At 72.0% G+C, this 25,402-nt stretch carries 24 protein-coding genes and 1 pseudogene; 15 read left to right on the forward strand and 10 right to left on the reverse strand.

Going from position 1 to position 25,402, the window contains the following annotated elements; all coding sequences use genetic code 11:
• The 4 genes and pseudogenes from G6038_RS03075 to G6038_RS03090 all read right to left on the reverse strand — a co-directional run.
• A pseudogene (locus G6038_RS03075) lies at window positions 1–297 on the reverse strand (murein transglycosylase); the annotation flags it as partial.
• Window positions 298–456: 159 nt separating this feature from the next.
• A complete protein-coding gene (locus tag G6038_RS03080) occupies window positions 457–1,416 on the reverse strand; it encodes a hypothetical protein (RefSeq protein WP_165035864.1) in 960 nt (319 codons plus the stop codon).
• Between the two features lie 88 nt (window positions 1,417–1,504).
• Window positions 1,505–2,029, reverse strand: a complete 525-nt coding sequence (locus G6038_RS03085; protein ID WP_165035865.1) for a DUF1003 domain-containing protein — start codon at window positions 2,027–2,029, stop codon at window positions 1,505–1,507.
• A complete protein-coding gene (locus tag G6038_RS03090) occupies window positions 2,022–3,296 on the reverse strand; it encodes a CBS domain-containing protein (RefSeq protein ID WP_165035866.1) in 1,275 nt (424 codons plus the stop codon). Before G6038_RS03090 ends, G6038_RS03085 begins: the two co-directional genes overlap by 8 nt.
• A gap of 58 nt (window positions 3,297–3,354) precedes the next feature.
• Here G6038_RS03090 and G6038_RS03095 point away from each other — a divergent pair, with 58 nt between their 5' ends.
• The 7 genes from G6038_RS03095 to G6038_RS03125 all read left to right on the forward strand — a co-directional run bounded on the left by G6038_RS03095 (window position 3,355) and on the right by G6038_RS03125 (window position 10,212).
• Window positions 3,355–4,311: a CoA ester lyase gene (locus G6038_RS03095; RefSeq protein ID WP_029542478.1), complete on the forward strand. Its 957-nt coding sequence runs from the start codon at window positions 3,355–3,357 to the stop codon at window positions 4,309–4,311.
• A gap of 131 nt (window positions 4,312–4,442) precedes the next feature.
• A complete protein-coding gene (locus tag G6038_RS03100; RefSeq protein ID WP_003936099.1) occupies window positions 4,443–4,931 on the forward strand; it encodes a general stress protein in 489 nt (162 codons plus the stop codon).
• A gap of 136 nt (window positions 4,932–5,067) precedes the next feature.
• The gene (locus G6038_RS03105) at window positions 5,068–6,402 is read left to right on the forward strand and encodes an ABC transporter substrate-binding protein (RefSeq protein WP_165035867.1); all 1,335 of its coding nucleotides are present in this window, start codon (window positions 5,068–5,070) and stop codon (window positions 6,400–6,402) included.
• Window positions 6,399–7,364, forward strand: a complete 966-nt coding sequence (locus tag G6038_RS03110) for a sugar ABC transporter permease (protein WP_165035868.1) — start codon at window positions 6,399–6,401, stop codon at window positions 7,362–7,364. The genes G6038_RS03105 and G6038_RS03110 overlap by 4 nt, the downstream gene beginning before the upstream one ends.
• Before the next feature lies 1 nt (window position 7,365).
• Window positions 7,366–8,202, forward strand: coding sequence for a carbohydrate ABC transporter permease (locus G6038_RS03115; RefSeq protein ID WP_165035869.1), 837 nt, complete (start codon window positions 7,366–7,368; stop codon window positions 8,200–8,202).
• Between the two features lie 5 nt (window positions 8,203–8,207).
• Window positions 8,208–9,377, forward strand: coding sequence for a sn-glycerol-3-phosphate ABC transporter ATP-binding protein UgpC (gene ugpC / locus G6038_RS03120; protein WP_165035870.1), 1,170 nt, complete (start codon window positions 8,208–8,210; stop codon window positions 9,375–9,377).
• A gap of 22 nt (window positions 9,378–9,399) precedes the next feature.
• Window positions 9,400–10,212 (forward strand): hypothetical protein, encoded by an 813-nt coding sequence (locus tag G6038_RS03125; RefSeq protein WP_165035871.1) that lies wholly within the window; start codon window positions 9,400–9,402, stop codon window positions 10,210–10,212.
• A gap of 10 nt (window positions 10,213–10,222) precedes the next feature.
• On the opposite strand, the gene G6038_RS03130 is transcribed toward G6038_RS03125, so the two are convergent.
• Window positions 10,223–11,740, reverse strand: a complete 1,518-nt coding sequence (locus G6038_RS03130; protein WP_165035872.1) for an MFS transporter — start codon at window positions 11,738–11,740, stop codon at window positions 10,223–10,225.
• A gap of 124 nt (window positions 11,741–11,864) precedes the next feature.
• Between G6038_RS03130 and G6038_RS03135 the strand changes: the two genes are divergently transcribed.
• From G6038_RS03135 to G6038_RS03145, 3 genes are all read left to right on the forward strand, one after another.
• Window positions 11,865–12,971, forward strand: coding sequence for a winged helix DNA-binding domain-containing protein (locus G6038_RS03135; protein WP_165035873.1), 1,107 nt, complete (start codon window positions 11,865–11,867; stop codon window positions 12,969–12,971).
• Between the two features lie 124 nt (window positions 12,972–13,095).
• Window positions 13,096–13,581: a DUF1360 domain-containing protein gene (locus G6038_RS03140; protein WP_240918279.1), complete on the forward strand. Its 486-nt coding sequence runs from the start codon at window positions 13,096–13,098 to the stop codon at window positions 13,579–13,581.
• Between the two features lie 121 nt (window positions 13,582–13,702).
• Window positions 13,703–14,056: an HNH endonuclease signature motif containing protein gene (locus G6038_RS03145; protein WP_206024206.1), complete on the forward strand. Its 354-nt coding sequence runs from the start codon at window positions 13,703–13,705 to the stop codon at window positions 14,054–14,056.
• A gap of 97 nt (window positions 14,057–14,153) precedes the next feature.
• Here G6038_RS03145 and G6038_RS03150 read toward each other — a convergent pair whose 3' ends face one another.
• Together G6038_RS03150 and G6038_RS03155 are read right to left on the reverse strand one after the other, a co-directional pair.
• Window positions 14,154–15,857 (reverse strand): ATP-dependent DNA helicase RecQ, encoded by a 1,704-nt coding sequence (locus G6038_RS03150; protein ID WP_165035876.1) that lies wholly within the window; start codon window positions 15,855–15,857, stop codon window positions 14,154–14,156.
• 187 nt (window positions 15,858–16,044) lie between these two features.
• Window positions 16,045–16,890: a ParB N-terminal domain-containing protein gene (locus tag G6038_RS03155; RefSeq protein WP_165035877.1), complete on the reverse strand. Its 846-nt coding sequence runs from the start codon at window positions 16,888–16,890 to the stop codon at window positions 16,045–16,047.
• 94 nt (window positions 16,891–16,984) lie between these two features.
• On the opposite strand from G6038_RS03155, the gene G6038_RS03160 reads away from it, so the two are divergent.
• Window positions 16,985–17,572 (forward strand): suppressor of fused domain protein, encoded by a 588-nt coding sequence (locus G6038_RS03160; protein WP_165035878.1) that lies wholly within the window; start codon window positions 16,985–16,987, stop codon window positions 17,570–17,572.
• 9 nt (window positions 17,573–17,581) lie between these two features.
• On the opposite strand, the gene G6038_RS03165 is transcribed toward G6038_RS03160, so the two are convergent.
• Both G6038_RS03165 and corA read right to left on the reverse strand, forming a co-directional pair.
• The gene (locus tag G6038_RS03165; protein WP_165035879.1) at window positions 17,582–19,396 is read right to left on the reverse strand and encodes a hypothetical protein; all 1,815 of its coding nucleotides are present in this window, start codon (window positions 19,394–19,396) and stop codon (window positions 17,582–17,584) included.
• Window positions 19,387–20,454, reverse strand: coding sequence for a magnesium/cobalt transporter CorA (corA, locus tag G6038_RS03170; protein WP_165035880.1), 1,068 nt, complete (start codon window positions 20,452–20,454; stop codon window positions 19,387–19,389). The genes G6038_RS03165 and corA overlap by 10 nt, the downstream gene beginning before the upstream one ends.
• A gap of 122 nt (window positions 20,455–20,576) precedes the next feature.
• Between corA and G6038_RS03175 the strand changes: the two genes are divergently transcribed.
• The 4 genes from G6038_RS03175 (at window position 20,577) to G6038_RS03190 (ending at window position 24,520) form a co-directional block, all read left to right on the forward strand.
• On the forward strand, window positions 20,577–21,431 hold the full coding sequence (locus G6038_RS03175; protein WP_165035881.1) for a PHP domain-containing protein: 855 nt from the start codon (window positions 20,577–20,579) through the stop codon (window positions 21,429–21,431).
• Window positions 21,428–21,841, forward strand: a complete 414-nt coding sequence (locus tag G6038_RS03180; RefSeq protein WP_165035882.1) for a hypothetical protein — start codon at window positions 21,428–21,430, stop codon at window positions 21,839–21,841. The genes G6038_RS03175 and G6038_RS03180 overlap by 4 nt, the downstream gene beginning before the upstream one ends.
• A gap of 445 nt (window positions 21,842–22,286) precedes the next feature.
• Window positions 22,287–23,480, forward strand: a complete 1,194-nt coding sequence (locus G6038_RS03185; RefSeq protein WP_165035883.1) for an NADP-dependent malic enzyme — start codon at window positions 22,287–22,289, stop codon at window positions 23,478–23,480.
• Between the two features lie 80 nt (window positions 23,481–23,560).
• A complete protein-coding gene (locus tag G6038_RS03190) occupies window positions 23,561–24,520 on the forward strand; it encodes a glycine betaine ABC transporter substrate-binding protein (protein ID WP_165035884.1) in 960 nt (319 codons plus the stop codon).
• On the opposite strand, the gene G6038_RS03195 is transcribed toward G6038_RS03190, so the two are convergent.
• The gene (locus G6038_RS03195; RefSeq protein ID WP_165035885.1) at window positions 24,479–25,396 is read right to left on the reverse strand and encodes an alpha/beta hydrolase; all 918 of its coding nucleotides are present in this window, start codon (window positions 25,394–25,396) and stop codon (window positions 24,479–24,481) included. The genes G6038_RS03190 and G6038_RS03195 overlap by 42 nt on opposite strands.
• Window positions 25,397–25,402: the final 6 nt, after the last annotated feature.

Genomic DNA, 25,402 nt, shown 5'->3' on the forward strand with positions numbered 1-25,402 from the left:
GGCGGGCTCCGGAGCGGGCGCGGGGGCCGCCGCGGGTGCCGCGGTAGGCTCCGGGGCGGTCATCAGGGCGGCTGCGGCGGCGACGTCGCGGGAGACCCCGTCGGCGATGTAGTTGGTCTCGGCCGCGGCGGCCACGGGCTCGGCCACCGCTTCGGTGTCCTGGACGCCGAACAGGGTCTTCGGGCTCGCACCGGCGCTGGTGGCGGCGGCGACCACGCCGACCGGAACCAGTCCGGTGAGGGCGATGACCGAATTGCGGCGGAGCTTGGACTCCGAAGGCTTCCTGTGCCGGCCCACTCGATACCTCCTGGGCGCCTACCCCGAGACGCTTTCGTTACATGGCGGTATCGACCATACATGAAGCGATGCGTTTCCGTTACCCTACCGTGATGTAACGCGCTGAGCTGGGCATACGGGAGCGGGGAGGGGTTACGGGGAGATCGAGTCGTGACCGGATCAGGGCACGGCCGGCGCCGGGCACAGTGCCGGGACGAGGCACGGCAGCGGCGGCAGCACCGGCGCGGCCGGCGGTGGCTCGACAGCCGGCGCGGCCGGCGGTGTCGCCCCGACCGGCGCGGGGGCGGGGTCCGGCTCGACCGCGGGAGCCGGGACGGTCTCGGCGACGTCGACGGTGTTCGGCCGGGCCGGAACGGCCGGCGGCATCGGGGGTGGGACGACGATCCCCGGCGAGACCGCGGCGCCCTTCTCGTAGGCGGCCGACCAGGCCTGCACGTTGGAGACGAACTCGGGCGACGGGTCGAAGCGGGCCGCTGCCCGGGCGCGGGCGTCGGGCTCGGCGAGGCGGGCGTCGTCCGAGCACAGCCAGGTGCCGGCCGCCAGGGCGGCGTCGAAGACGTTCTGCGGGTCGGCGGCGCCATCCGCATTGCCGTCCGTCGAGAACTGCGACCACACCGCCGGGGGCAGCTGCATCGGCCCGAGCCTGCCGGTCCCCGGCGTCACGCGCGCGGTGGTGAGCGTGCCGAGCACGTCGGTACGTCCGGAATCGGCGTGCTGCGAGGTGATCCGTCCGATCGCCGCGAGCAGGTGCCACGGCAGCACGCACCCTGGCTCGCTGATCGCGAGCTGCATCTCGGCCGCCCGGTACGCGTAGAGCACCAGTTCGGGGATCGCCAGGGGGCCCTCGCCGGCCAGCACGGGCGACGGCTGTCCGGGCGCGACCGTAACCGCGGGCGGTAGGTCCGCGGCGGGATCGGGAGCCGTGCTCCCGGCTCCGCGTACGGGCCGCGCCGTCGCCGGATCCGCCGGCAGCACCCCGACCCCGGTGCTACCGTCCGCCGCCGTCACGGCGACCGGCTCCGTGTGCTCCGTCGCGGCCACCGTCGCCGGCGACGACGCGACCGCCGCGAACCCCGCGCCGAGCACCACCGGCACCGCGATCAGACCCTGCCAGCGCACGCCATCACCCCACAGACCTACTCGTCGCGGACCGTTACCCCACCGACACCATCGACGGGCTGTGATGAACGTTACAGCCAGTCACGTCTCAGCGGCGGGGAGGGCGCGGTTTACCGGCCGTCGGCGCCGTGTTCTCCTCCTCCGGCTCGATCAGCAGTGCGCGCAGATCGTCGAGTTCGCGACGCAGATAGTCGCGGGTGGCCACCTCGCCGACGGCCAGCCGCAGCGCCGCCAGCTCACGCGCGAGGAACTCGGTGTCCGCCTTGGTCTGGGCGGCGCGGGACCGGTCCACCTCGAGCGAGACCCGGTCCCGGTTCTCCTGCCGGTTCTGGGCGAGCAGGATCAACGGCGCGGCGTACGCGGCCTGCGTGGAGAACGCGAGGTTCAGCAGGATGAACGGGTACGGGTCCCACTGCAGCGCCACGGCGAAGACGTTGAGCAGGATCCACACGATCACCACGACGGTCTGGATGGCCAGATAGCGTCCGGTGCCGAGGAACCGGGCGATCGACTCGCTGACGCGTCCGACGGCCTCGACGTCGAAGTTGACCCGGAAGCGGCCGGTGCGGGGGGTGTCGAGGCGCTGCCGGGCCAGGGCGGAACGGTCACTCATCGTCGGCCTCCTCCTCGCGCCAGTCCTCGGGCAGCAGGTGGTCGAGCACGTCGTCGACCGTCACGGCACCGAGCAGGTGCCCCTCGTCGTCGAGCACGGGCCCGCACACCAGGTTGTACGTCGCGAAGTACCGGGTGACCGCGGTGAGCGAGTCGTCCGGGTCCAGCCGCGGCAGGTCGTTGTCCACGATCCCGCCCACCAGGCCGGCAGGCGGCTCCCGGAGCAGCTGCTGCAGGTGCACGCAGCCGAGATACTTGCCCGTCGGGGTCGCCGTGGGCGGCCGCACGACGAACGCCATCGACGCGAGCGCCGGTGTGAGGTCCGGGTCGCGGACCCGGGCCAGCGCCTCGGCCACCGTCGTCGCCGGCGTGAGCACCACCGGCTCGGGGGTCATCAGGCCGCCGGCGGTGTCGGGGGAGTGCTCGAGCAACCGCCGTACCGGCTCGGAATCCTCCGGATCCATCAGGCGGAGCAGCGATTCGGCCTCGGAGTCGGGCAGCTCACCGAGCAGATCGGCGGCGTCGTCGGGATCCATCGCCTCGAGCAGGTCCGCGGCGCGTTCCACCTCGAGGTGCATCAGCAGATCGGTCTGGTCGTCGGTGGGCAGCTCCTGCACGACGTCGGCGAGCCGCTCGTCGTCCAGCGCGAGTGCCACCTCGTGCCGGCGCTTCTCCGGCAGCTCGCGCAGTGCGTTCGCGACGTCGGCGGCGCGCATGTCCTCGAACTGCAGCAGCAGCTGCGAGACGCCCTGGCCGGGCATCCCGAGGTTGGTGTAGGTCAGTCCGTGCACGTGCTGCCAGTCCACGACGTGGATCGCGGACCGCCTGCCGAGCCGGCCGCGGTGTGCGCGCACGGCCACCCGCGAGACCACCCAGTCCCGGGTGCGGGTCAGTTCGATGCCGAGGTCGACGACGACCACGTCCACGCCCGCGAGCTCGCCCAGCTCGGGATCGTCGACCCGGACCTTCGAATCGAGCACCTGCGCGAGCGCCAGCACCTCGGTCGGCCGCTGCGTGAACCGGCGCAGGCTCACGTTGCCGGTGTTCAGGGTGACGGCGCCCGGCTCGATCGCCGTCACCCGCAGCATCGGCACGAATATTCGCTTGCGCGTCGGCAGTTCGACGACCAGGCCGAGCACCCGGGGCTGCTGTCGGCCGATCCGGATGGTGAGCACGACGTCGCGCACCCGGCCGATCGACTCGCCGTCGGGCCCCAGGACCACCAGACCGGCGAGCCTCGCCGCGAATACCTTGCTCACTGCTGCCATGATGGTCAGGCTAGAACGTGCGATCGTCGATTTCGGAACACGGAGGTCTGCCCAGCCCATGTCGTTCGACTTCAGGCCCCGGAGGTCCGTGCTCGCCGTTCCCGGCAGCAGCCGCAAGATGATCGACAAGGCCAAGGGCCTCGCCGCCGACGAGGTGTTCCTCGATCTCGAGGACGCCGTCTCCCCGCTGGCGAAGGAGCAGGCCCGCACGACGATCGTCGAGGCCCTGAACGAGGACGGATGGGGCGAGCAGCTGAAGGTGGTGCGGGTCAACGACTGGACGACCGACGCCACCTACCTCGACGTCGCCACCGTGGTGGGCGGCGCCGGCGCGCACCTCGACGCGATCCTGCTGCCGAAGGTCCCCGACGCGAGCCACGTGCAGGCGCTCGATCTGCTGCTGACCCAGGTGGAGAAGGCCCACGGACTCGAGGTGGGCCGCATCGGCATCGAACCGCAGATCGAGGACGCACTCGGGTTGACCAACATCAATGCGATCGCCACGGCGAGCCCGCGCGTCCGGACCCTGGTGTTCGGCCCGGCCGACTTCATGGCGAGTATCAACATGCGCACCCTCGTCGTCGGTGAGCAGCCCGACGGCTACGACCGCGGCGACGCCTACCACCACATCCTCATGACCATCCTCATGGCGGCCCGGGCCCACGGCCTGCAGGCGATCGACGGGCCGTACCTGCAGATCCGCGACGTCGAGGCGTTCCGGCGCTCGGCGCAGCGGACCGCGGCGCTCGGCTTCGACGGAAAGTGGGTGCTGCACCCCAGCCAGATCGATGCCGCGAACGAGGTCTTCAGCCCGCGGCAGGAGGACTACGACAAGGCCGAGATGATCCTCGACGCCTACGAGTGGCACACCTCCGCGGCCGGCGGCGCGCGCGGCGCCGCGATGCTCGGGGACGAGATGATCGACGAGGCCAGCCGCAAGATGGCGCTGGTGATCTCCGCGAAGGGCCGGGCGGCCGGGATGACCCGCACCACGAAGTTCGAGCCGCCGCAGTAGGCGGCTGCGCCGCCGGTGCGTCCTTCGGGCGGCGGGAACAACCCAAAGGACGCACCGGCGCCGAAGGCGCATACGGGCAGAATGGACAGGTGCGCCGGAGCGGGGCGCGCAGTCACGAGAAGGAGCCGAAGATGACCAACCCCCTCGGACAGCCGGGACGCGCCACGCCGGGCCTGCCGACTCCGCCGAGCGGCTGGCCGGTCGGTTCGTACACGACCTACGCCGAGGCGCAGCGGGCCGTCGACCATCTCTCGGACCAGTCCTTCCCGGTCGAGGACGTCACCATCGTGGGCGTCGACCTCATGCAGGTCGAGCGGGTCACCGGCCGGTTGACGTGGGCGAAGGTGATCGGGGGCGGCATCGCCTCCGGCGCCTGGCTCGGTCTGTTCTTCGGCCTGCTGCTCGGGATCTTCTCGACCGACTTCCTGGGCCCCCTGCTCGTCGGCATGGTCGGCGGCATCGTCTTCGGCCTGATCTCCACGACGATCCCGTACGCCGCGACACGCGGCCAGCGTGACTTCTCGTCGACGATGCAACTGGTGGCCGGCCGCTACGACGTGCTGTGCGCGCCGCGCAACGCCGAACGGGCCCGGGACCTGCTCGCCAAGCTCGCGTTGTAAACCGTTCGATCACAGTTCCGCTCCGGGCGGCAGTTGGGTCGCGCGCCGGCGCCCGGTGCGTTACGTTCGCACCAAGTGTGACGGAAGTCACCGTCGCGCTGGACGACGGGCGGAGGCTGCGGTGCGGAGACGGGCGGTGAGGGTCGGACTGGTGGGTGCCGCGGCGGTGCTCGCGCTGTCGTCGGTCGCGGCGTGCGGCAGCGAGTCCAGCGGGACGGTATTGAGTTTCTACACCGCCGCCGACGGGGCGGAACAGTACGCCGCCGCGGCGGCGAACTGCACGGCCGCCGCCGGAGGCAGGTACACGATCGAGCAGCGCACCCTGCCGAAGGGCGCCGACGACCAGCGGCTGCAGCTCGCGCGGCGGCTCACCGGCGAGGACGACACGCTGGACCTGATGACGCTCGACGTCGTGTGGACGGCCGAGTTCGCCGAGGCGGGATGGGCGCTGCCGCTGCCGCCGGACGTCGCGGCCGCGGTGTCCGAGGGCACCCTCGCCGGGCCGCTGGCCTCCGCGACGTGGCAGGACACCCTGTACGCGGCTCCGCTGAACACCAACACCCAGTTGCTCTGGTACCGCAAGGACCTGATGCCCGGTGGCCGCCCGCCGCAGACGTGGGACGAGATGATCGCCATCGCGAGCGGGCTCGCGGCCGAGGGCCGGCCCAGCTGGATCGGGGTGCAGGCCCGCCAGTACGAGGGCCTGATGGTGTGGTTCAACACCCTGCTCGCCAGCGCGGGCGGATCCGTCGTCGCCGAGGACGGCACCACCGTCACCGTGGCCGACGGTGACGCCGCCGTGACGGCCCTCGACATCATGAAGCGCGTGGCGACGGCGCCCGGTGCGGATCCGTCACTGAACCAGTCCGACGAGGCCGCCGCCCGCCTGGGCATGGAGAGCGGCAAGGCCGCCTTCCAGGTGAACTGGCCGTTCGTCTACCCCGGCATCCTGGAGAACGCCGAGAAGGGATTCCTGCCCTCCATCGACGACAACGGCAACGTGACCGACGAGAACACCGGGAACACGGTGCTGACGGTGAACGGCGAGCAGAACTTCCTCCCCGCGCCCTACCCGGCGGTGATCGCCGGCACACCCGCGCGGGTCACCATCGGCGGGTTCAACATCGCCGTCGCCCGCACCACCCGGAACCCCGACCTGGCGTTCGAGGCGATGCAGTGCCTGCGCAACGAGGAGAACCAGCGCAACAACGCCGTCGACGGCGGCGTTCCGCCCACCCTCGCCTCGCTCTACGACGACCCGGAGTTCCAGCAGGCGTACCCGGTGTGGCGGGAGGTGCGCGAGAGCCTCGAGAACGCGGCGGTGCGCCCGGTCTCGCCTGCCTACCAGAGCATTTCGACGCTCATCACCGCCACCCTCAACCCGGTCGACCGCATCGATCCGCCGCGCACGGTCGACGAACTCGCGGAACAGGTTCGCAAGGCGGTCAATTCGGAAGGGCTGATCCCGTGACCACCACGCCCGCAACCAGACCCGTCCCGCCGTCCGAGGGTGCCCGGCCCGCACCGTCCCGGCGCGAGAAACCCCTTCTCTCCGAAGGGAAGAAGGCCGAACGGCGGCTCGGGCTGTGGCTCGTCGCTCCCGCGGCCCTGCTGATGCTCGCCGTCACGGCCTACCCGGTGGGATACGCGGTCTGGCTGAGCCTGCAACGGTACGACCTGCGATTCCCCGACGAACGCGAGTTCGTCGGACTGGCCAACTACGTGTCGGTCCTCACCGACACGTTCTGGTGGCAGGCGTTCGCCGTGACCGCCGGGATCACCGTCGTGTCGGTGGCGATCGAGTTCGTCCTGGGCCTGACTCTGGCGCTGATCATGCACCGCACCATCGTCGGCAAGGGCACCGTCCGCACCGTGGTGCTGATCCCGTACGGCATCGTCACCGTCGCCGCGGCCTACAGCTGGTACTACGCGTGGACCCCGGGCACCGGTTACCTTGCGAACCTCCTGCCCGACGGCAGTGCCCCACTGACGCAGCAGCTTCCGTCGCTGGCGATCATCGTGCTCGCCGAGGTGTGGAAGACCACCCCGTTCATGGCGCTGCTGCTGCTCGCCGGGCTGGCCCTCGTCCCCGACGACCTGCTCCGCGCCGCCCAGGTCGACGGCGCCGGAGCGTGGACGCGGCTGACCAGGATCATCGTGCCGCTGATGAAGCCGGCGATCCTGGTGGCCCTGCTGTTCCGCACCCTCGACGCCTTCCGCATCTTCGACAACATCTACGTCCTCACGCGCGGATCCAACGGCACGGGCTCGGTGTCGATCCTCGGATACGACAACCTGTTCAAGGCGTTCAACCTCGGGATCGGATCGGCGATCAGCGTCCTGATCTTCCTGTGCGTGGCCATCATCGCGTTCGTGTTCATCAAGCTGTTCGGGGCGTCCGCACCGGGCTCCGATCCGGAAGGGAAACGGTGACATGACGACGACCGAGACCCCGCGGCGCAAGCTGAGCTGGTCGGTGGTGAACCTGCTCGTCCTGCTGTACGCGCTGATCCCCGTCGTGTGGATCGCCAGCCTGTCGTTCAAGCCGGCCGGCACCATCAAGGACGGCCGGTTCATTCCCCGGGAGTGGACGCTGGACAACTACCGCGGGATCTTCCGCACCGACGCGTTCACCAGCGCGCTGATCAATTCCATCGGTATCGGGCTGATCGCGACGGTGGTCGCGGTGGTCATCGGCACGATGTCGGCTTACGCCATCGCGCGGCTCGACTTCCCGGGCAAGAAGATCCTCGTCGGCGTGGCGCTGCTGATCGCGATGTTCCCGCAGATCTCCCTCGTCAGCCCGCTCTTCGACATCATCCGCAAGCTCGGGCTGTTCGACACCTGGGCGGGCCTGATCATCCCGTACATCACCTTCTCCCTGCCCCTGGCGATCTACACCCTCTCGGCGTTCTTCAAGGAGATCCCGTGGGAGCTCGAGAAGGCCGCCAAGATGGACGGCGCCACGCCCGGGCAGGCCTTCCGGAAGGTGGTGGCGCCGCTGGCGGCGCCGGGCATCGTCACCGCCGCGATCCTGGTGTTCATCTTCTGCTGGAACGACCTGTTGTTCGCGATCTCGCTGACGTCCACCGAGCGGTCCATCACCGCGCCCGCGGCGATCGCCAACTTCACCGGAGCCTCGCAGTTCGAGGAGCCCACCGGCTCGATCGCGGCGGCCGCGGTGGTCATCACCATCCCGATCATCGTGTTCGTGCTCATCTTCCAACGTCGCATCGTGGCCGGCCTGACGTCCGGCGCAGTGAAGGGATGACCCAGATGGCAGAAATCGTGCTGGACAAGGTGACCAAGCTCTACCCCGACGGGGCGAGAGCGGTCAGCGACGTGGACATGACGATCGCCGACGGCGAGTTCATCATCCTGGTCGGTCCCTCGGGCTGCGGGAAGTCGACCACGCTGAACATGATCGCCGGGCTCGAGGACATCTCCTCCGGCGAGTTGCGCATCGGCGGCGAGCGGGTCAACGAGAAGGCGCCCAAGGACCGGGACATCGCGATGGTGTTCCAGTCGTACGCGCTGTACCCGCACATGACGGTGCGGGAGAACATCGCCTTCCCGCTCACCCTCGCCAAGACGCCCAAGGACGAGATCGAGCGGAAGGTCGCCGAGGCCGCCAAGGTCCTCGACCTGACGGACCATCTCGACCGCAAGCCGTCGAACCTGTCCGGCGGGCAGCGGCAGCGGGTGGCGATGGGCCGCGCGATCGTGCGCAACCCCAAGGCGTTCCTCATGGACGAGCCGCTGTCCAACCTCGACGCGAAGCTGCGGGTGCAGATGCGCACCGAGATCGCCCGCCTCCAGAAACGGCTGGGCACCACTACGGTGTACGTCACCCACGACCAGACCGAGGCGATGACCCTCGGCGACCGGGTGGTCGTCCTCCGCGGCGGGCTGGTGCAGCAGATCGGTGCGCCCCAGGAGCTCTACGACCGGCCGAAGAACCTGTTCGTGGCCGGCTTCATCGGCTCGCCGTCGATGAACTTCCTTGCCGGCCAGCTCGAGTCGAACGGCGTGCGCACCGCGATCGGCGACTTCACGTTGCCGGCCGAGCGATGGGCGGCCGTGCAGAAGCACAATCCGGGACGCGACGTCGTCGTCGGCGTGCGGCCCGAACACTTCGAGGACGCCACGCTCCTGGACACCGCTCAGCGCGAGCAGGGCGCGACCTTCACCGTGGACGTCGACGTGCTCGAATCGATGGGGTCGGACAAGTACGCGTACTTCACCGTCGAGTCCCCGGATCTGCATTCGAGCGACCTCGACGACCTGGCGGCCGACGTGGGCGTCGCCGACCTCGCCGGCGGGTCGATGGTCGCGCGGCTGCCCGCCGAGTCGGACGTCGCGAAGGGCCGGCCCGTGCAGCTGTGGTTCGATCCGGCGAAGATTGCCCTCTTCGACCAGGCGACGGGCGAGAACCTCACCCTCTGACCGAGCGGTGCATAGTAGGCCGGTGGACCTCGACGACATCGCCGACGAGCTGTACGGGCTCGATCCGGGCGAGTTCACCGCGGCCCGCAGCGAGCACGTCGCCCGCGCCCGTCGGGCCGGAGACCGCGAGCTCGCGGCGGCCGTCGGCCGGCTGCGCAAGCCGACCGTGTCGGCCTGGTTGGTGAACATGCTCGCCCGCGAGAAGTCCGAGGAGGTCACAGCCCTGCTCGGACTCGGCGACGCCCTGCGCTCCGCGCAGCGCCAGCTCTCCGGGCCCGAGCTGCGGCGGCTGTCCACGCAGCGACGGCGGGTGATCGGTGCGCTCGAGAAGACCGCGGCCCGCCTCGCCGCCGAGCACGGCCGGCGGGCGTCGGAGGCGGCCCTGCGCGAGGTCGGCCAGACCCTGCACGCCGCTCTCGCCGACGCCGAGCTGGCCGAGCAGGTGCGCGGAGGCCGGCTCGAGGCGCCCCTGGACTACAGCGGCTTCGGCCCGGTGGGGCTGTCGGTCGTCCCGCCCCCGCCGGCACGGACGGACACCGAGGCGGAGGAGGCCGAGCGCACCCGGCGCGCCGCCGCCCTGGAGACCGCCGTCGCCGAGGCGGAGGCGGCGCGGAACACCGCCGACGAGGCGCGCTCGGTGGCGGCACGGGCACGCGCGGCGGTCGAGGAACTCGACGAGCACGTCGCGCGGTTGCGCGAGGAGCTGAGCCGGGTGGAACAGCGGCGCGAGTTCGCGCGACGCACCGCCGGGTCGGCCGACGAGGACGCCGCGAAGGCCGAGGACGCGGCGCGGCAGGCGGAGGAGGCGGTGCGCGCGCTGCGGGAGCAGGACTGACGTCGCCCGATCAGCCCCGGTGCGCCGCGGCGGCGTCGGCCTGTTCGTCCGCGGCGACGGGCGTGGCGGCGAGACCGGACACCGAACCCCACTCCGCGGCGAGGGCCGTCGCCTCCACCTCGTCCTCCTCGCGGTCGCTGAGCGGACGCGTCGCCGGTTGCCCACCGACGAGAACGAGCACGGCGGCCACGGCCGCAGCCGCGGCGCCCAGCACGAACGCCGCGACGAACGCGCTCTCGCGGACGACGCCGGTGCCGGCGACTGTCAGCGTGGCGAGCAATGTCGTCACCACCGCGCTGCTGAGCGAGCTGCCCGCCGTGCGGGCGATCGAATTGATGCTGTTCGCGACCCCGGTCTGGTCGGGGCGCACCTCCGCGACGAGGAGCGCCGGCAGCGCCGCATAGGCGAGGCTGACGAAGGTGGTCACGAGGATGCCGGAGACGATCAGCTGCCAGCTCCGGTCGTGCACGACCGCCACCAGGGCGAAGCCGGCGATCCCGAGGACGCAGGCCCCGATCAGCACCCATCGGGCGTCGAACCGGTGGATGAGCCGGCCCGCCAGCGCCGCGGCGACCACACCGACGAGCGCGCCCGGGAGCATGTACACCGCGGTCGCCTCGAGCACGGTGGCACCGAACCCGTATCCGGCGACGGCGGGCGGTGTCTGCACGAAGTACGCGGTGGCGAGGAAGCTGACGAACATGGCCATGCCGACGAGGAACGCGGCGCCGTGCACCACGAACACCGGCCGGTGGGTGAGCATCCGTGGCGGCACGAGCGGCTCGTCGACGTGCCGTTCGAAGAGGAACCATCCCGCGAGCACGGCCAGGCCGATCGCGGCGCTCGCGACGGTGGGCGGCGACGCCCACCCCCACGTTCCGCCCTCGGACAGGGCCAGCAGCACCAGCGCCAGGCCGACGGCGAGCAGGGCCGCACCGAGCCAGTCGATCCGGCCTCCCTCGGCCCGCCGTCGCTTCGGCACGACGAGGAATGCGCTCAGCAGCGCGACGACGTTGAACGCCGCCACCAGCCAGAACACCCGGCGGTAGTCGCCGCCCGAGACCATCAGCCCGGTGAGCACCATGCCGATCGCACCGCCCACGCCGAGCGTGCCCGAGAACAGGCCCATCGCGCCGATCAGCCGCTGCGGCGGCAGTTCGGCGCGCAGCACGGCGATGCCGACGGGGAACAACGCGAACGACACGCCCTGCAGTACCCGGCCGAGAAGCAGGAGCGCGAACGAGTCCGTGGCGGCGCACAGCAGCGAGCCGACGAGCACCACGACGAGGACGGTGAGCAGAACCGGGCGTTTGCCGCGCAGGTCGGCCAACCGGCCCAGCAGCGGCGTGGTGACGGCGGCGGCGAGCAGATTCGCGGTCAGCACCCAGCCGGCGGCGGTCGTGCTCACGCCCAGCTGGTCGCGGATGGTGCCGACGATCGGCACCACGGACGTCTGCATCACGGCGATCGTGGTGATGATGAAGCACAGCACGGGAACCAGCAGGCGCGCACCTCTCGGATCGGACATCGGCTCTCCTCGACGCTGCAACATGAAATTAAATTCAACTAAACATCTACCGGACGCTCGGTCTCGCCGTCCAGGCGCAGGCGAAACCCAGGCCGCCGTCGGACCCTCGTGGCAGGGTGTCCCCGTGACGCCGCGCACCCTCACCGCTCGCGCGCTCGGCCGCGCCACCCTCGCCCGGCAGCATCTGCTGCGGCGCGGCGACCTGCCCGCGATCGCCCTGGTCGAGCACCTGCTGGGCCTGCAGGCCCAGGCGCCGACCCCGCCCTACTTCGCGCTGTGGGCCCGGTTGCGGCGGTTCCGGCCGACGGCCCTCGCGGATCTCCTCGAATCACGCGACGTGGTGCGCATCGTGCTCATGCGCGGCACGGTGTTCGCCGTCTCGGCGACCGACGCGGTGGCCCTGCGGGACTGGATCCAGCCGCTCCTGGACCGGGACCTGACCACCAACACCCAGTACGCCGCCGGGCTGGCGGGGCTGGATCTGCGCGAGCTCGCCGCCGCGGGCCGTGACCTGCTCCGCGACGGCCCGCGCAGCCTGCAGGAGCTGCGCCCGCTGCTCGCCGAGCGATTCCCCGGCCGCGACCCGGCCGCGCTCGCGTACGGGCTGCGGAACCTGCTCCCGCTGGTGCAGGTGCCGCCGCGGGGACTGTGGGGGCGCTCCGGGCAGCCGAGACTCACGCCGCTCGACGAGTGGGTCGGTCGCGGCCCGGCACGGCCGGACCCGGACATCGTCCTCCGGCGATACCTCGCCGCGTTCGGGCCGGCGAGCGTGCGCGACGCGCAGACCTGGTCGGGGTTGACGCGGCTCGGTGAGGTCTTCGAACGGTTGCGTCCGTCGCTCGAGGTGTTCCGTGACGAGAACGGCGTCGAGGTGTTCGACCTGCCCGACGCGCCGCGACCCGATCCGGCGACGCCGGCACCGGTGCGGATCCTCGCGCCCTACGACAACGTGCTGCTCTCGCACGCCGACCGGACCCGGATCGTCCCCGACGAGTACCGTCGCCGGATCATGACGCAGAACGGCATCGTGCGCTCGACCCTCCTCGTCGACGGGACGGTCGCCGGGGCCGCGAACCTCACCGTCACGAAGACCTCGGCAGTGCTCGAGGTGACCCCGTGGCAGCGCCTGACGGCCACCCGGCGCGCGGCGGCCGAGAAGGAAGGTCTGCGGCTGACGAGATTCGCTGCCGCGACCGCCGGGGTGCACGAGGTGCGGTTCGTCGAACAGTAGGTGCACGGCGGCAGGCGTGGCCGTCCCGGGGACGGGGTATCCGGCGGGCGGACCGAACTACGTGCAGGAGCAGCAGATGAGCAATCAGACCGACACGTCCCTCGACCTCGCGGAGACCGCCCGCATGCACGCCCGCGAATACGCGGCGGGGGAGGACCTCCCGATGCGGGGGTACGCGACGGTCCTTGCCGGGTACAGCACGCTCGTTACCGTCGCCGTGATCGGCGCGTTGGTGACCGGCCGGCGGCTGCCCGACCGGCTGAGCGGTGAGGACCTGATCGTGCTCGCCCTGGGCACGCACAAGCTGTCGCGGACGGTCACGAAGGACGCGGTGACCAGCCCCCTGCGGGCGCCCTTCACCCGGTACACGGGGCAGGGCGGCCCCGCCGAGGTGACGGAGGAGGTGCGCGGAACGAACACTCTGCGGCACAGCCTGGGGGAGCTGCTCACCTGCCCGTTCTGCTTCGACGTGTGGGTGGCGACCCTCTTCACGATCGGGATGGTCTTCGCGCCGCGTCCGACGCGGCTCGTCGCCGGGCTGTTCGCCGCCCTGGCCGGCGCGGACTTCCTGCAGTTCGCCTACGCGAAGGCGCAGCAGAGCGTCGGGTGAACGTCGGGCGCGGGCGACCCGCGCCGACGAACTCGACGCGTGACGCGGACGGGAATACGCTGGCGCGATGGCGGTCGACCGGAGTCGCAGAGCCAGGAGCGCCCGCAGACGTCGGCGCAGAATGGATCTCGTCGAGCACGACCTCAGTGCCGAACAGTGGGCCGCGCTCGAGGCGGCATGGGGTGGCTGCGCGTATTGCGGCGCGATCGACCGGCCGCTGCAGCGCGACTGCGTGTTGGCGCTCTCCCGTGGCGGGCGGTACACGCTCGCCAATGTCGTGCCTGCCTGTGGCTCCTGCAACGCGAGCAAGTGCAACGACGAAGTCACCGGTTGGTTGCGGCGCAAACGGCTCGACGAGCACGCCTTCCTCCTGCGTCACCTCGAGATCGGGGCGGCGCTCGCGCTGCGGTTCCCCGCCCGGCGGCCGGACGCGCCCACGAACCCGGACACTGGCACGACGGGTCGCAGCGGTTGACCGGCGGTGCCCCGGCCCGTCGGCGTGTGCCCCTGTCCCCGGGGACGTCGTCCTTCTCGCGCCGCGCGGATGTTCTCCCGGCAGCACGGAGCGGGATTCAGGCGATGTCGGGTTCCGGCTCGGGCTCCGAGTCCTCGCGGCGCAGCAGATCGTGCTCCTCGACCGCCTCGAGCGAGAGGGTGCGGTAGCCGTACCCGTCGAACAGCACGGTGATCCGGTCCACCTCCGCGCTCATCACCTCGCCGGCGCCCCACTGCGCGTGCACGACCCGGGTGTGCAGCGGAATCGATTCGTGACGAACATGATTCGCCGGTTCGGGCCGGCTCTCGGGGATCCCGTCGCGGCAACAGTCGCAGTGGCCACACGGTTCGGGCAGCGACTCACCGAAGTACCCGAGCAGGAACTGCCTTCGGCAGCCGCGGGTTTCGGCGTAGCCACGCATCATCTCCACGCGGGAGCGGTCCATCCGTTCGCCCACCGCTGCCACCTCCGCCGCGCGCCGGACGGCGATCTCCACCTCGACGGTGCGTGCCATGAACCCCTTGCGTCCCGGCGAGACCACCCCGGCCCGTTCGAGCAGGTTGACCGCGTTGGTCAGGGTCCGGCCGCGGGTATCCAGTTCGGCGCGTAGGTCTTTCAGCCGCTTCGGGGTCTTCGCGCGCAGCAGCGCGGTGAACGCACGGCCGAGCAGTTCCTCGTCCGGACGGTGTGTCGTGAAGAACTTCGCGAGCGAGAGGTCCTCGGGCCGGTAGAACAGCAGTGCCTTCGCCTCCAGTCCGTCACGCCCGGCCCGGCCGATCTGCTGGTAGTAGCTGTCCACGGAATCCGGCGCGGAGGCGTGCGCGACGAACCGCACGTCGGGCTTGTCGATGCCCATGCCGAACGCGGAGGTCGCCACCACCACCTCGTACTCGCCGTCGAGGAACCCGTGGTGGACGCGCTCGCGCGTGGCCGACGGCAGGCCGGCGTGGTACGCCGCCGCCCCCAGCCCCCGTTCGGCCAGTTCGGCCGCGTAGAACTCGGCGTCCTTGCGCGTCGCGGTGTACAGCAGCCCGGGCGTCTCGAGTCCGGCGACCGTCTCGATCACCGCCCGGCGTTTCTCGACGTCGGTCGTGTACCGCTCGACAGCCAGGTCGATGTTGGGCCGATCGAATCCGCTGGCGATCACCACCGGGTCGCGCAGGCGCAGCTCCTCGACGATCTCCTGCCGCACCGGTGGCGACGCGGTGGCCGTGAGCGCCACCACCGGGGGCCGGCCGAGCCGGTCGAGCGCGTCGGCCAGGCGCAGGTAGTCGGGCCGGAAGTCGTGGCCCCACGCGGACACACAGTGCGCCTCGTCGACCACCACCAGGGAGACGTGCGCGTCGGCGAGACGAGCCACCACCTCGTCGTTGGCGAGCTGCTCCGGCGCCAGGAAGACGTACTCCACGGTGCGCTCACGGATCGTCTCCCACGCGGCGGCGGTCTCCGAGGCCCGCTGCCGCGAATTGATCGCGACCGCGTCCGGCGCCGAGGTGGCGTCGAGACCTGCGATCTGATCGTTCTGCAGCGCGATGAGCGGGGAGATCACCAGGGTCGTGCCCTCGATCAGCAACGCCGGCACCTGGTAGATCGCCGACTTGCCCGAGCCGGTGGCCATCACCGCGAGCACGTCCCGGCCCCGCACCAGCGGCTCCATCGCGTCGAGCTGGCCGGGACGCAGTTCCTCCCAGCCGAACACACGGCGCGCGGCCGCCCGGAGCTCGGCCCGGACGTCCTGCGGTCCGGTCGTGTCGGCTGCGTCCTGCACGGTCGCCGTCAAGCGTGTCCTCCTGTCGTGGGCCCGGTCCTCCCGACCAGGGTACGGAGCGCATGGGGTCCCCAACCCCGGCGCGGACCGGCGCCGGCACGCTTCTCGACCGGCCCGAGCCACCGGGCGCTCGGTGGCGCCCTCGGTGGCTGCCCGGGGATACCTCCGGCGCCTCGGGCTCAAACCGGCCGGCGTGCGCTCACCGCGGGGCCCGCCGCCGCAGCCGCTCGATGATCTCCTCGTTCCACACGTGCCGCCGCACCAGCCGGTACCGTTCGCCGGCCAGCCACAGATACGCCTCGGCGTCGGTGCGGGTGCGCAGCATCCCCGCCGCCCGCACCATGTCGACCACCGGTACGAACTCCTCGTCGAACCACCGCTGCGCCACCACATCGCGGGTGAGGAACTCGCCGCGCTCCTGCATGAGCCGGAAGCCCCACGCCTCGATGCACTCGGCCAGTTCCGCGTAGTCCCACGGGTCCCGGACGGTCACCGCATCACGCCGGCTGCCGGTGAGCGGCACCCGGCTGAGGAACATCCGGTAGTGGTCCTTGCGCATCAGGTCCGAGTGCTGGGTCACGCCCTCCGGCGAGATCCGGGTGACGATCTCGGTCACGTAGGCGTCGATGGTCGCGTCACCGCGGGCGTAGGCGATGGAGACGCGGTGGTGCCCGTCCACCACGAAGTGCATCGTCCCGACGCGGTACACCGTGATCGGCGGCACCGACTCGCCCCGGCGGCGGGCCGTGGCCAGCTTCTCCCACCGCTGCCGCAGCCGCGCCGACGTGGGCCGGAACCGCCGGTCGAAGTCCTCGGTGCGGTCCACGCTGCCGACGATCGAGGCCACGTCGATGCTCTGCAGTCCCAGGCGCCGTTCCCCGACCCGGCCGAGGGCCCGCACCACGGCGTCGAACGGCAGCACGGTGTTGACGTCCTCGGGTTCGCGGCGCAGCCACGCGATCAGCCGCGCGTACTCGGCGCGCCGCCGCTGCCGGGAGAAGTCGTCGCCGGCGTCGGCGCCGGGGAAGCCGGTGTCTCGCACCATGACACGACGGTACCGGCGGACGGGGTCCCGGTCGGCCGGATCGGCGCAGGCCGCACCGGCGGCGCGGGACCCGCCTCGGGTCTACATTGCAGGGGTGATCGACGCCGTGCTGCCCGCCGTCCGTGCCCATCTCAGCGCCCGCCTCGGGGGCACCGAGCCGGAGACGGCGTCCGTGACGTTCCTCGGCCTCGAACCCGTCGAGGTGCTGCGCTTCCGCGTGGAACAGCCGGACCTGGTGCGGTTCGCGACCCTGGGGTGTTCGCGGCATCCGATGGGCGACCCCACCGCGACGGTCGCCGATCCGACCCGCGGGCCGCGCGCCGAGCTGATCCTCAGCGTGCGCGGCCTCAGCGGCAGTCTCCCGGGACTGGTCCGCACGCTCGCGACGCTCGCGGCCCTGCCCGCGGTGGAGGGCGTCGTCCTCACCGACGACGCGCTGCTCGACCTGGGGGAGCCGCTGTGGCAGGGCGCCACCTTCACCGCGGTGATGCTCGAGCCGAGCGACGTCCCCGACCTGGTGCTGCCCGAGCCCGCCGACCCGGTGCGGTTCTTCGAGGTGATACCGCTGACCGGCACCGAGGCCGCGTGGAAGCGGTTGCGCGGCGGCGATGCGCTGCGCGACGCGTGGTCGGAGGCCGGCATCGACGTGCGGGACCCGAACCGCGCCCCGGCCCGCATGTGAATCGCGCCGTCAGCGGGGTACGACGACCCCGATCGGGCCACCGGCGAGGCAGACGTCGAGCCCGGCCGACGCGGAGCGCGCCTGCAGCCCGGTGCCCGCACCCGGGACCCGGGCGTACACCGTGCCCAGTCCCGCGGTGACCGGCACCCGCACCCGCGGCGCGGCGGGGAAGCCCACCTCGATCTCGCCGTCCGCGGAGGCACGGTAGTTCAGCTGCACCGTCCATTCCCCGCCCACCAGCGCGGTGTCGGCGGGAAGCACGGTCGTCGTCGACGCCGTGAGCAGATGCCCGCAGTCGGGCACCGGTCCGGGCAGCACGTGCCGCACCGCGACGAGCCCCGCCGGCACCAGCCGTCCGTCGTCGTCGAGCACCTGTAGTTCGGGGGTGACGGCGCCGATCTCGGCGCGTCCCGGCAGCGGCGAGAACACGCGGCTGAGCAGATTGTGGGGGTGGGTGACCGGCAGGAGCACCCACACCGAGACGGGGTGATCGAGGATCGGCACGTCCGGCCGCGCGGTGAGCGCGGACTTCGCGGCGGCCAGGTACGCGCCGGTGGGGTTGTCGGCCCAGGTGCGGGCGAACGTCGCCGTCGACCACAGGCTGCTCGCCGCGAAGGCGACCGCGCACCCGGCCGCGACGATCCGCCGTGCCGGTTGGGCGGGTGGCCCGTCGCCGCGCGCCGGGGCGCGCAGGATCAGCGCCGCGGCGATCGCGACGACGACGGCCGTGTCGGTGTGGTAGCGCAGGGTCTGCGCCAGTTCGTACGTCGTGTCCGGGCCGAAGCGGGTGCTGATCATCGCGGCCGTCGAGGCCGCCACGTAGGCGGCCGCCGCGGCCCACACCCAGCCCGTGCGCCGGTTCCGCCGCAGCGACCACACCAGGACGGCGAGCGCCGCCGCCCACGCCGCCACGACCAGCCATGCCGGCGGATCAGCCCACGGCGGGCCCGGATTCCAGCGGTCCCACCGCCACGGCCCGCCCAGCAGGGTCGGCAGCACCCCGAACGAGACGCCGTGGTGCGTCAGCCCGCCCACCATGTCGGCCGTGGGCGCCCCGAACCGGGACTCGACCAGGGACAGGTAGGCGGCCGCCCACGCCGCGAGGACCAGCGCCGAGCCGAGCCACAGCGGCGCCCCGCCCACCGCCGCGGTGCGCACCGGCCGGCGGCGGCCGTCCAGCCGGTACATCAGCGCGACGGTCGCGAAGGCCACCGCCGGCACCAGCACCGACTTCTCGAAGAACAGCAGCGCGACGACGGTGACCGCCGTCCCGCTCAGCGCGTAGCGGATCCGGCCGGTGCGCACCAGCCGGACCGCGTCGCCGGCCACCCACGCCAGGGCCGCCTGCAGCGGCAGCGAATTCAGTCCCGCCGCCCACCACGCGAATGCCGGCAGCGTCAGCGGAGTGAACAGGTAGAACAGCAGCGGCCCGAGCAGCCCCGGCCGCGGCCCCAGCAGCAACCACAGCACGCGCAGCACGGCCAGCGACACCAGCGCCTGGCCGGCCACCAGCGTCAGCGCTGCGGGCCACCACTGCAGCGGCGCGAGGGTCGTGACCACGCCGGCCACCAGGAACGCACCCGGCATGAGATGGCCGTCGTGGTCGTAGCCGAGGAGTTCGGACGACAGCAGCGGGTACATGCCCGAGCGTCCGACCAGAATCAGGTCGTCCCAGTAGAACTCCCCGCGGAAGGCGAGCAGCGAACGCACCGTCAGCTGCAGGGCGATCAGGACGAGTGCCGCCGCGAGCACCGCCGGGCCGCGCGTGCGCCCGCCGGGGGAGACCGGCGCGAGACGCTCCCGCGCCGCGGTGATCAGAGCCATTTGTTGCGGCGGAACGTGACGAACAGGCCGACGGTGATCGCGACGATGGCCCCGATGACCACGAAGTACCCGTGCTCCCAGTGCAATTCGGGCATGTTGTCGAAGTTCATCCCGTAGATCCCGGCGATCATCGTGGGAACGGCCGCGATCGCCACCCACGCCGAGATCCGGCGCATGTCGGTGTTCTGCTGAACCGTCACCTTCGCGATCGCGGCATCGACGAGAGTGCTCAGCGTCTCGTCGTAGTCCGCGATGCGCTCGGCCACCTTGGTGTGATGATCGGCGACGTCCCGGAAGTAGCGCCGCACCTCCTTCGGCACCGGATTGCCCGCGCCGCGGGTCAGCTGGCGCAGCGGCGTCGCGAGGGGGAGCACCGCCCGTCGCAGCTCCACGATCTCCCGCTTGAGCAGATAGATCTGCTCCACCGCGATGCGGGTGTCGGGCGTGAACACCAGTTCCTCGAGGTCGTCGATGTCCGGCTGCACGGCGTCGACCACGGCGAGGTACGTGTCCACGACGTGGTCGGCGACGGCGTGCAGCACCGACGACGGACCCAGCGCCAGCCGCTCCGGGGCGGACTCGAGCCGATGCCGCACGTCCGCCAGCGCCGAGTGGTCGCCGTGGCGGACGCTCACCACGAAGTCCCGGCCGCAGAAGAGCATGATCTCGCCGGTCTCGACGATCTCCTTGGTCGTGGTCACCGACTCGTGCTCGACGTAGTTCACGGTCCGCAGCACCAGGAACGTCACGTCGTCGTAGCGCTCGAGCTTGGGCCGCTGATGCGCGTGCACCGCGTCCTCGACCGTCAGCTCGTGCAGGCCGAACGTGCGGCCCACGCTCGTCATCTGCTGTTCGTCGGGCTCGTGCAGGCCGAGCCACACGAAGCCGGCGCCGCGCCGGCGCACCTCCGCGAGCGCCGCGCCGTGGGCGTAACGGCCCGGCAGCCGCACGCCGTCGACGTAGACGGCGCAGTCCACCACCGCCCGCTCGGCGGGGATCCGCAGGGCGGGCGCCGCGGCGCCGGTCCGTCGCGACGAGTGCGAGGGCAGGTTCGGCATCGGTTCCCTTCCGCGCGGCACGCTCCGGCCCGCACCGGGCCGTCCGGGCGGTCACAGCGTCATGCTAACCCGCCCCGGGCCGTCCGCCGGGGCCGCGCGACGGCACCTGACACACTGGTGGGGTGCGTATCGACCTGCATGCCCACTCGCTCGCCTCCGACGGGACCGACACCCCGGCGGGGCTCGTTCGCGCCGCCGCCGAGGCCGGGCTCGACGTCGTCGCCCTGACCGACCACGACACCACCGCCGGCTGGGATGCGGCGGCCGACGCCCTGCCCGGCGGGCTGCGGCTGATCCGCGGCATGGAGATGTCGTGCACCGGACGCGGTGAGGACGGCCGGCCCGTGGCGGTGCACCTGCTCGCGTACCTGTTCGACCCGCGGGACGAGGCGTTCGCGGTCGAGCGGGAGCGCCTGCGGGCGGAGCGGGTGGCCCGCATCCGGGCGATGGCGGAGCGAATGGCCGACGACGGGCTGCCCGTCGACCCCGAACGGATCGTCACCGCCGCCGGCCCGGTGGCCGGCCGGCCCCACCTCGCGCGTGCGCTGGTGGAGGCGGGTGTCGTCCCGAGCATCGAGGCCGCCTTCGCCGACCTGCTCTCGTCGCGGGGCCGCTACTACGTCACCAAGGCGGACACGCCGCTGTCGGACGCCGTGCGCATGGTCGCCGCGGCCGGCGGCGTCACCGTCGTGGCACATGCCCGTGCCCGCTCGCGCGGGCGGCTGCTCGCGCTCGACCACATCGAGGAGCTCGCCGAACTGGGCCTCGGTGGCCTCGAGGCGGACCATCCGGACCACGATCCGGCCGACGCGCGGCTCATGCGGGACATGGCGGCAAAGCTCGACCTGTTCGTGACGGGGTCCTCCGACTACCACGGCGGCAACAAGGCCGTCCCCCTCGGCCGGTACACGACGGACCCCGAGGCGCTCGAGGCCCTGACGGCCCGTGCCACCGGGATCGAGGTGCTCGAGGGATGACCGACTGGGGCCGCCCTGCGCGACGCCACGACCGCGCCGACGGGTACGACGACTACTACGCGGACGACACCGGCCGCGACCCCTACAGCGCCCCCACGGCAGCGCTGTCCCGTCGCGGGGCGCCGGGGCGGGACGGGCTCGTCGTGCGGGGACTGCGGGCTCTGTCGGGCGTGGTGTGCGGCGCGGTGATCGTCCTGACGGTGGTGGTGTGGGCGGCGCAGTACCTGGGCGACAAGCGGGACTTCCCGGGACCGGGTTCGGCGTCGCTGTCCGCGCACGTCGTCGCGGTGGTCGTCGCGTCGGCCGCGCAGATGTTCGCGGACCGCCGGCGCGGGCTCGCCGCCGCCGTGGCGGCTGGTGTGGTCTATCTCACGGGCGCGGTCCTGATGTTCACCCAGTGGTGGGGCTGACGTTTCGCGCCCCGTCCGTTACCGGTAGGTAACCGCTCGGCATCTCGGGCTTTTGCCTCGGAACGGCCCCGATCGCGCGGTCGACATTCCGGCTCGACTGTCCAAACTCACAGGTGAGCGGGGAAAAACGTGAGACATTCGCAAGAAATACCGATTTGATTGTTGGCTTGTGAAGGTGGCAAACTTTTCCTCAATCCGGCGTCGGTGCCACCGCCCCGAAGCCGGACGAAGATGGCAGACCCTGTAGAGGGCTCGTCGCCAGGGCTCACCCGCCTCGGCGCCATCACGCTCCGGAAGTCGTACAGCGTTGTACAGCGGTAACCGTGATCGCGCCCGGAAGCTTCACCGAAATGTCCTTGGCGAAGCGCTGCACCCGATGTCCGTCGCGCAGCTACTTCGCAGTAACCGGAACCCGAGTGGTTCCGGCTCGAGCAGGAGTGTCATCGTGTCAATCGTGTCTGATGCACCTACCCCCCGGAAGGTCGAATTGACCGACGAGGAAATCTTCAGCAGCCATATCGACGGCAAGCTGTCCGTCGAACTCACCGCACCCCTCGAGACGCAGCGGGATCTGTCGATCGCCTACACGCCCGGCGTCGCGCAGGTCTCCCGCGCGATCGCGGCCGACGAGACCCTCGCCGACCGCTACACCTGGACCAACCGCCTCGTGGTGGTCGTCTCCGACGGTTCGGCGGTGCTCGGTCTCGGTGACATCGGCCCGCGCGCGTCGCTGCCGGTGATGGAGGGCAAGTCCGCCCTGTTCAAGAAGTTCGCGGGCCTGAACTCGATCCCGCTGGTACTCGACACCAAGGATCCCGACGAGATCGTCGAGACCCTGATCCGGCTGCGCCCGAGCTTCGGCGCGGTCAACCTCGAGGACATCTCCGCCCCGCGCTGCTTCGAGATCGAACGGCGCGTCATCGAGGCGCTGGACTGCCCGGTCATGCACGACGACCAGCACGGCACCGCCATCGTGGCGCTCGCCGCGCTCAAGGGCGCCGCCAAGGTGCAGGGACGCGAGCTGTCCGGGCTGCGCATCGTCATCTCCGGCGCCGGCGCCGCCGGGGTCGCGGTGGCGAACATCCTGCTCGCCGCCGGCGCGGCGGACGTGACCGTGCTGGACTCGAAGGGCATCGTCTCGCGCGAGCGTACCGACCTGAACGAGGTCAAGGTCGACCTGGCCGCGCGGACCAACCCGGCCGGCCGGCACGGCGGGCTGATCGAGGCCCTCGACGGCGCGGACGTGTTCATCGGCGTCTCGGCCGGCACGGTGCCCGAGGAGATCGTCGCGGAGATGGCCGAGGGCGCGATCGTGTTCGCGCTGTCGAACCCGGACCCGGAGATCCACCCGGAGGTCGCCGCCCGCCACGCCGCGATCGTCGCGACCGGCCGCAGCGACTTCCCGAACCAGATCAACAACGTGCTGGCCTTCCCCGGTGTGTTCAAGGGCGCGCTCGACGCGGGTGCCCGGCGCATCACCGAGGGCATGAAGCTCGCCGCCGCCGAGGCCATCCTCTCGGTCGTCGGTGACGAGTTGGCCGTGGACAAGATCGTCCCGAGCCCTCTCGATCCGCGGGTGGCGCCCGCCGTCGCCGAGGCCGTCGCGGCCGCGGCACGGGCCGAGGGCGTCACCGACTGACGCGATCGACCGCACGCCCCGGCCGGAGCCCGCACCCAGGTTCCGCACCGGGGCGTTCGGCTTTCCGGGGATGCGCGAGGATGGGCATCGTGTGGAACGCGAGGAGCCGGGGACTGCGGGGCGAGGGATTCATTCGGACGGTGGCCGGACCGGTGGTCGCCGTCGCGGTGCTGACCGGGTGCGGGCCGTCGGTCCTCGACGAGTCGGCGGACGCCGCCACGGTGGTCGTCGGCGCCGGAGACGACGCCGCGAGCGAACTGCTCGCCCGGATCTACGCGGGCGCCCTGGCCGGTAGCGGGACCCGCACGGAACTGCGCACCGGGCTCGGCGGCCGCGCCGACTACCTCGCCGCGCTGGACGCGGCCGAGGTGACCCTCGTGCCGGACTACACCGGACGGCTGTTGCGGTACTTCGCTCCGGCTGCGACGGACACGGACGCCGAGGACGTGTTCGAGGCACTCGCCCGATCCCTGCCCGACGACATGGCGGTCACGGACTACGCTGCCGCGCAGGACCGTTCGGTGCTGTTCGTCTCCGACGCCACCGCCGCCCGGCTCGGTACCACCGAGCTGGCCGGGCTCGTCGGCCGGTGCGGCGAACTGACCGTGACGGTCACCGGCGGATTCGAGGAGAACGACGGCCTGCGGGACATGGCCGAAAGGGGTTGCGTCCCCGGCCGTGTCGAAACCGGCGACGGCGACGCGGCGCGGCACGCGGCCGCGGACGGTGAGGGCGTGGCTGCGCTGACGACCGCTTCGGCCGCCGCACGCGACGCGACGGGCGTCGCGCTGAAGGATGCGCCGGACCGCGCGCCCGGAACCGCCCCGGAGGACGGAACCGGCACGGAGCCACCGGTGTTCACCGCGCAGAACGTCGTCCCGGTGTTCCGCAAGCAGGGCCTCGAGGAACGTCAGCTCGAGGCCCTGAGCCTCGTCGCGGGGGAGCTGACCACCGCCGACCTCGCCGAGATGCTCGAACGGGTCGGCGGCGGCGAGGACTCAGCCGTCGTCGCGCAGGCGTGGCTCACCGAGCACGTGTGAACGCACGAAGGCGCCGAGCTGTGCCACCGCGTCGGCAGCCTCGCCCACCAGAGCGGCCTGCAGATGGGCCACGTGCCACAGTTCGCGCTGCTCGGTGACCGTCACGTCCACCCCCGCCTCGCGCAGCTTCCGGGCGAACCCGGTGACCTGCGGGTACAGCATCTCGCTGGTGCCGACGTGGATCAGCGTCGGCGGCAGGCCGGTCAGATCTCCGCGCAGCGGCGCGTAGCCGGAGTCGGAGGCGTCGCGGTCGCCGAGATACGCCCGCGCCGACGCCGAGATCCAGGCGGCGTTGAGGACCGTGTCCCGGTCGCGGGGGAAGTCCCGCGAGGCGGGATCGACCCAGGGCGCGATCAGCCCGAGGGCGGCGGGCCGCACCCCGTGCCGGTCGATCAGCCGGCGCGCCGTCGCGACCGTGAGGCCGCCACCGGCCGAGTCGCCGACGATCGGGGCGGTCTGCGGGGTCACGCCGTGCTCGGTCACCAGCTCGAGGTAGGCACCGACCGCGTCGTCCAGCGCGGCGGGGTACGGGTGCTCCGGGGCCAGCCGGTAGTCGAGCACGTACACCGCCGAACCCGCCGCTGCGGCCAGGTGTGCGGCCAAGGACCGGTGCGTGGCGGGCGAACCCACCGTGTACGCGCCCCCGTGCAGGTACAGCACCGCGGTGGGACGTTCGGTGGCGCCGACGGTGACGCGTTCGGCGGGCCGGCCCGCGAGCGTGACCTGCTGCACCACCGTGCCCTCGGGCAGGGTCTGGATCGGCGCGACGAGCGCGAGCAGCCGGCGCTGGACGGGGTACGGCAGCCGCGCGTTGAGGGCGAGCCGGTAGGCCGGCCGCACCGCGGCCCGCACGAGGGGCAGGGGGAGCTGGGGCATGTCCGC

This window comes from Rhodococcus sp. 14C212 (assembly GCF_011058195.1).
Lineage (GTDB): Bacteria > Actinomycetota > Actinomycetes > Mycobacteriales > Mycobacteriaceae > Rhodococcus > Rhodococcus aetherivorans.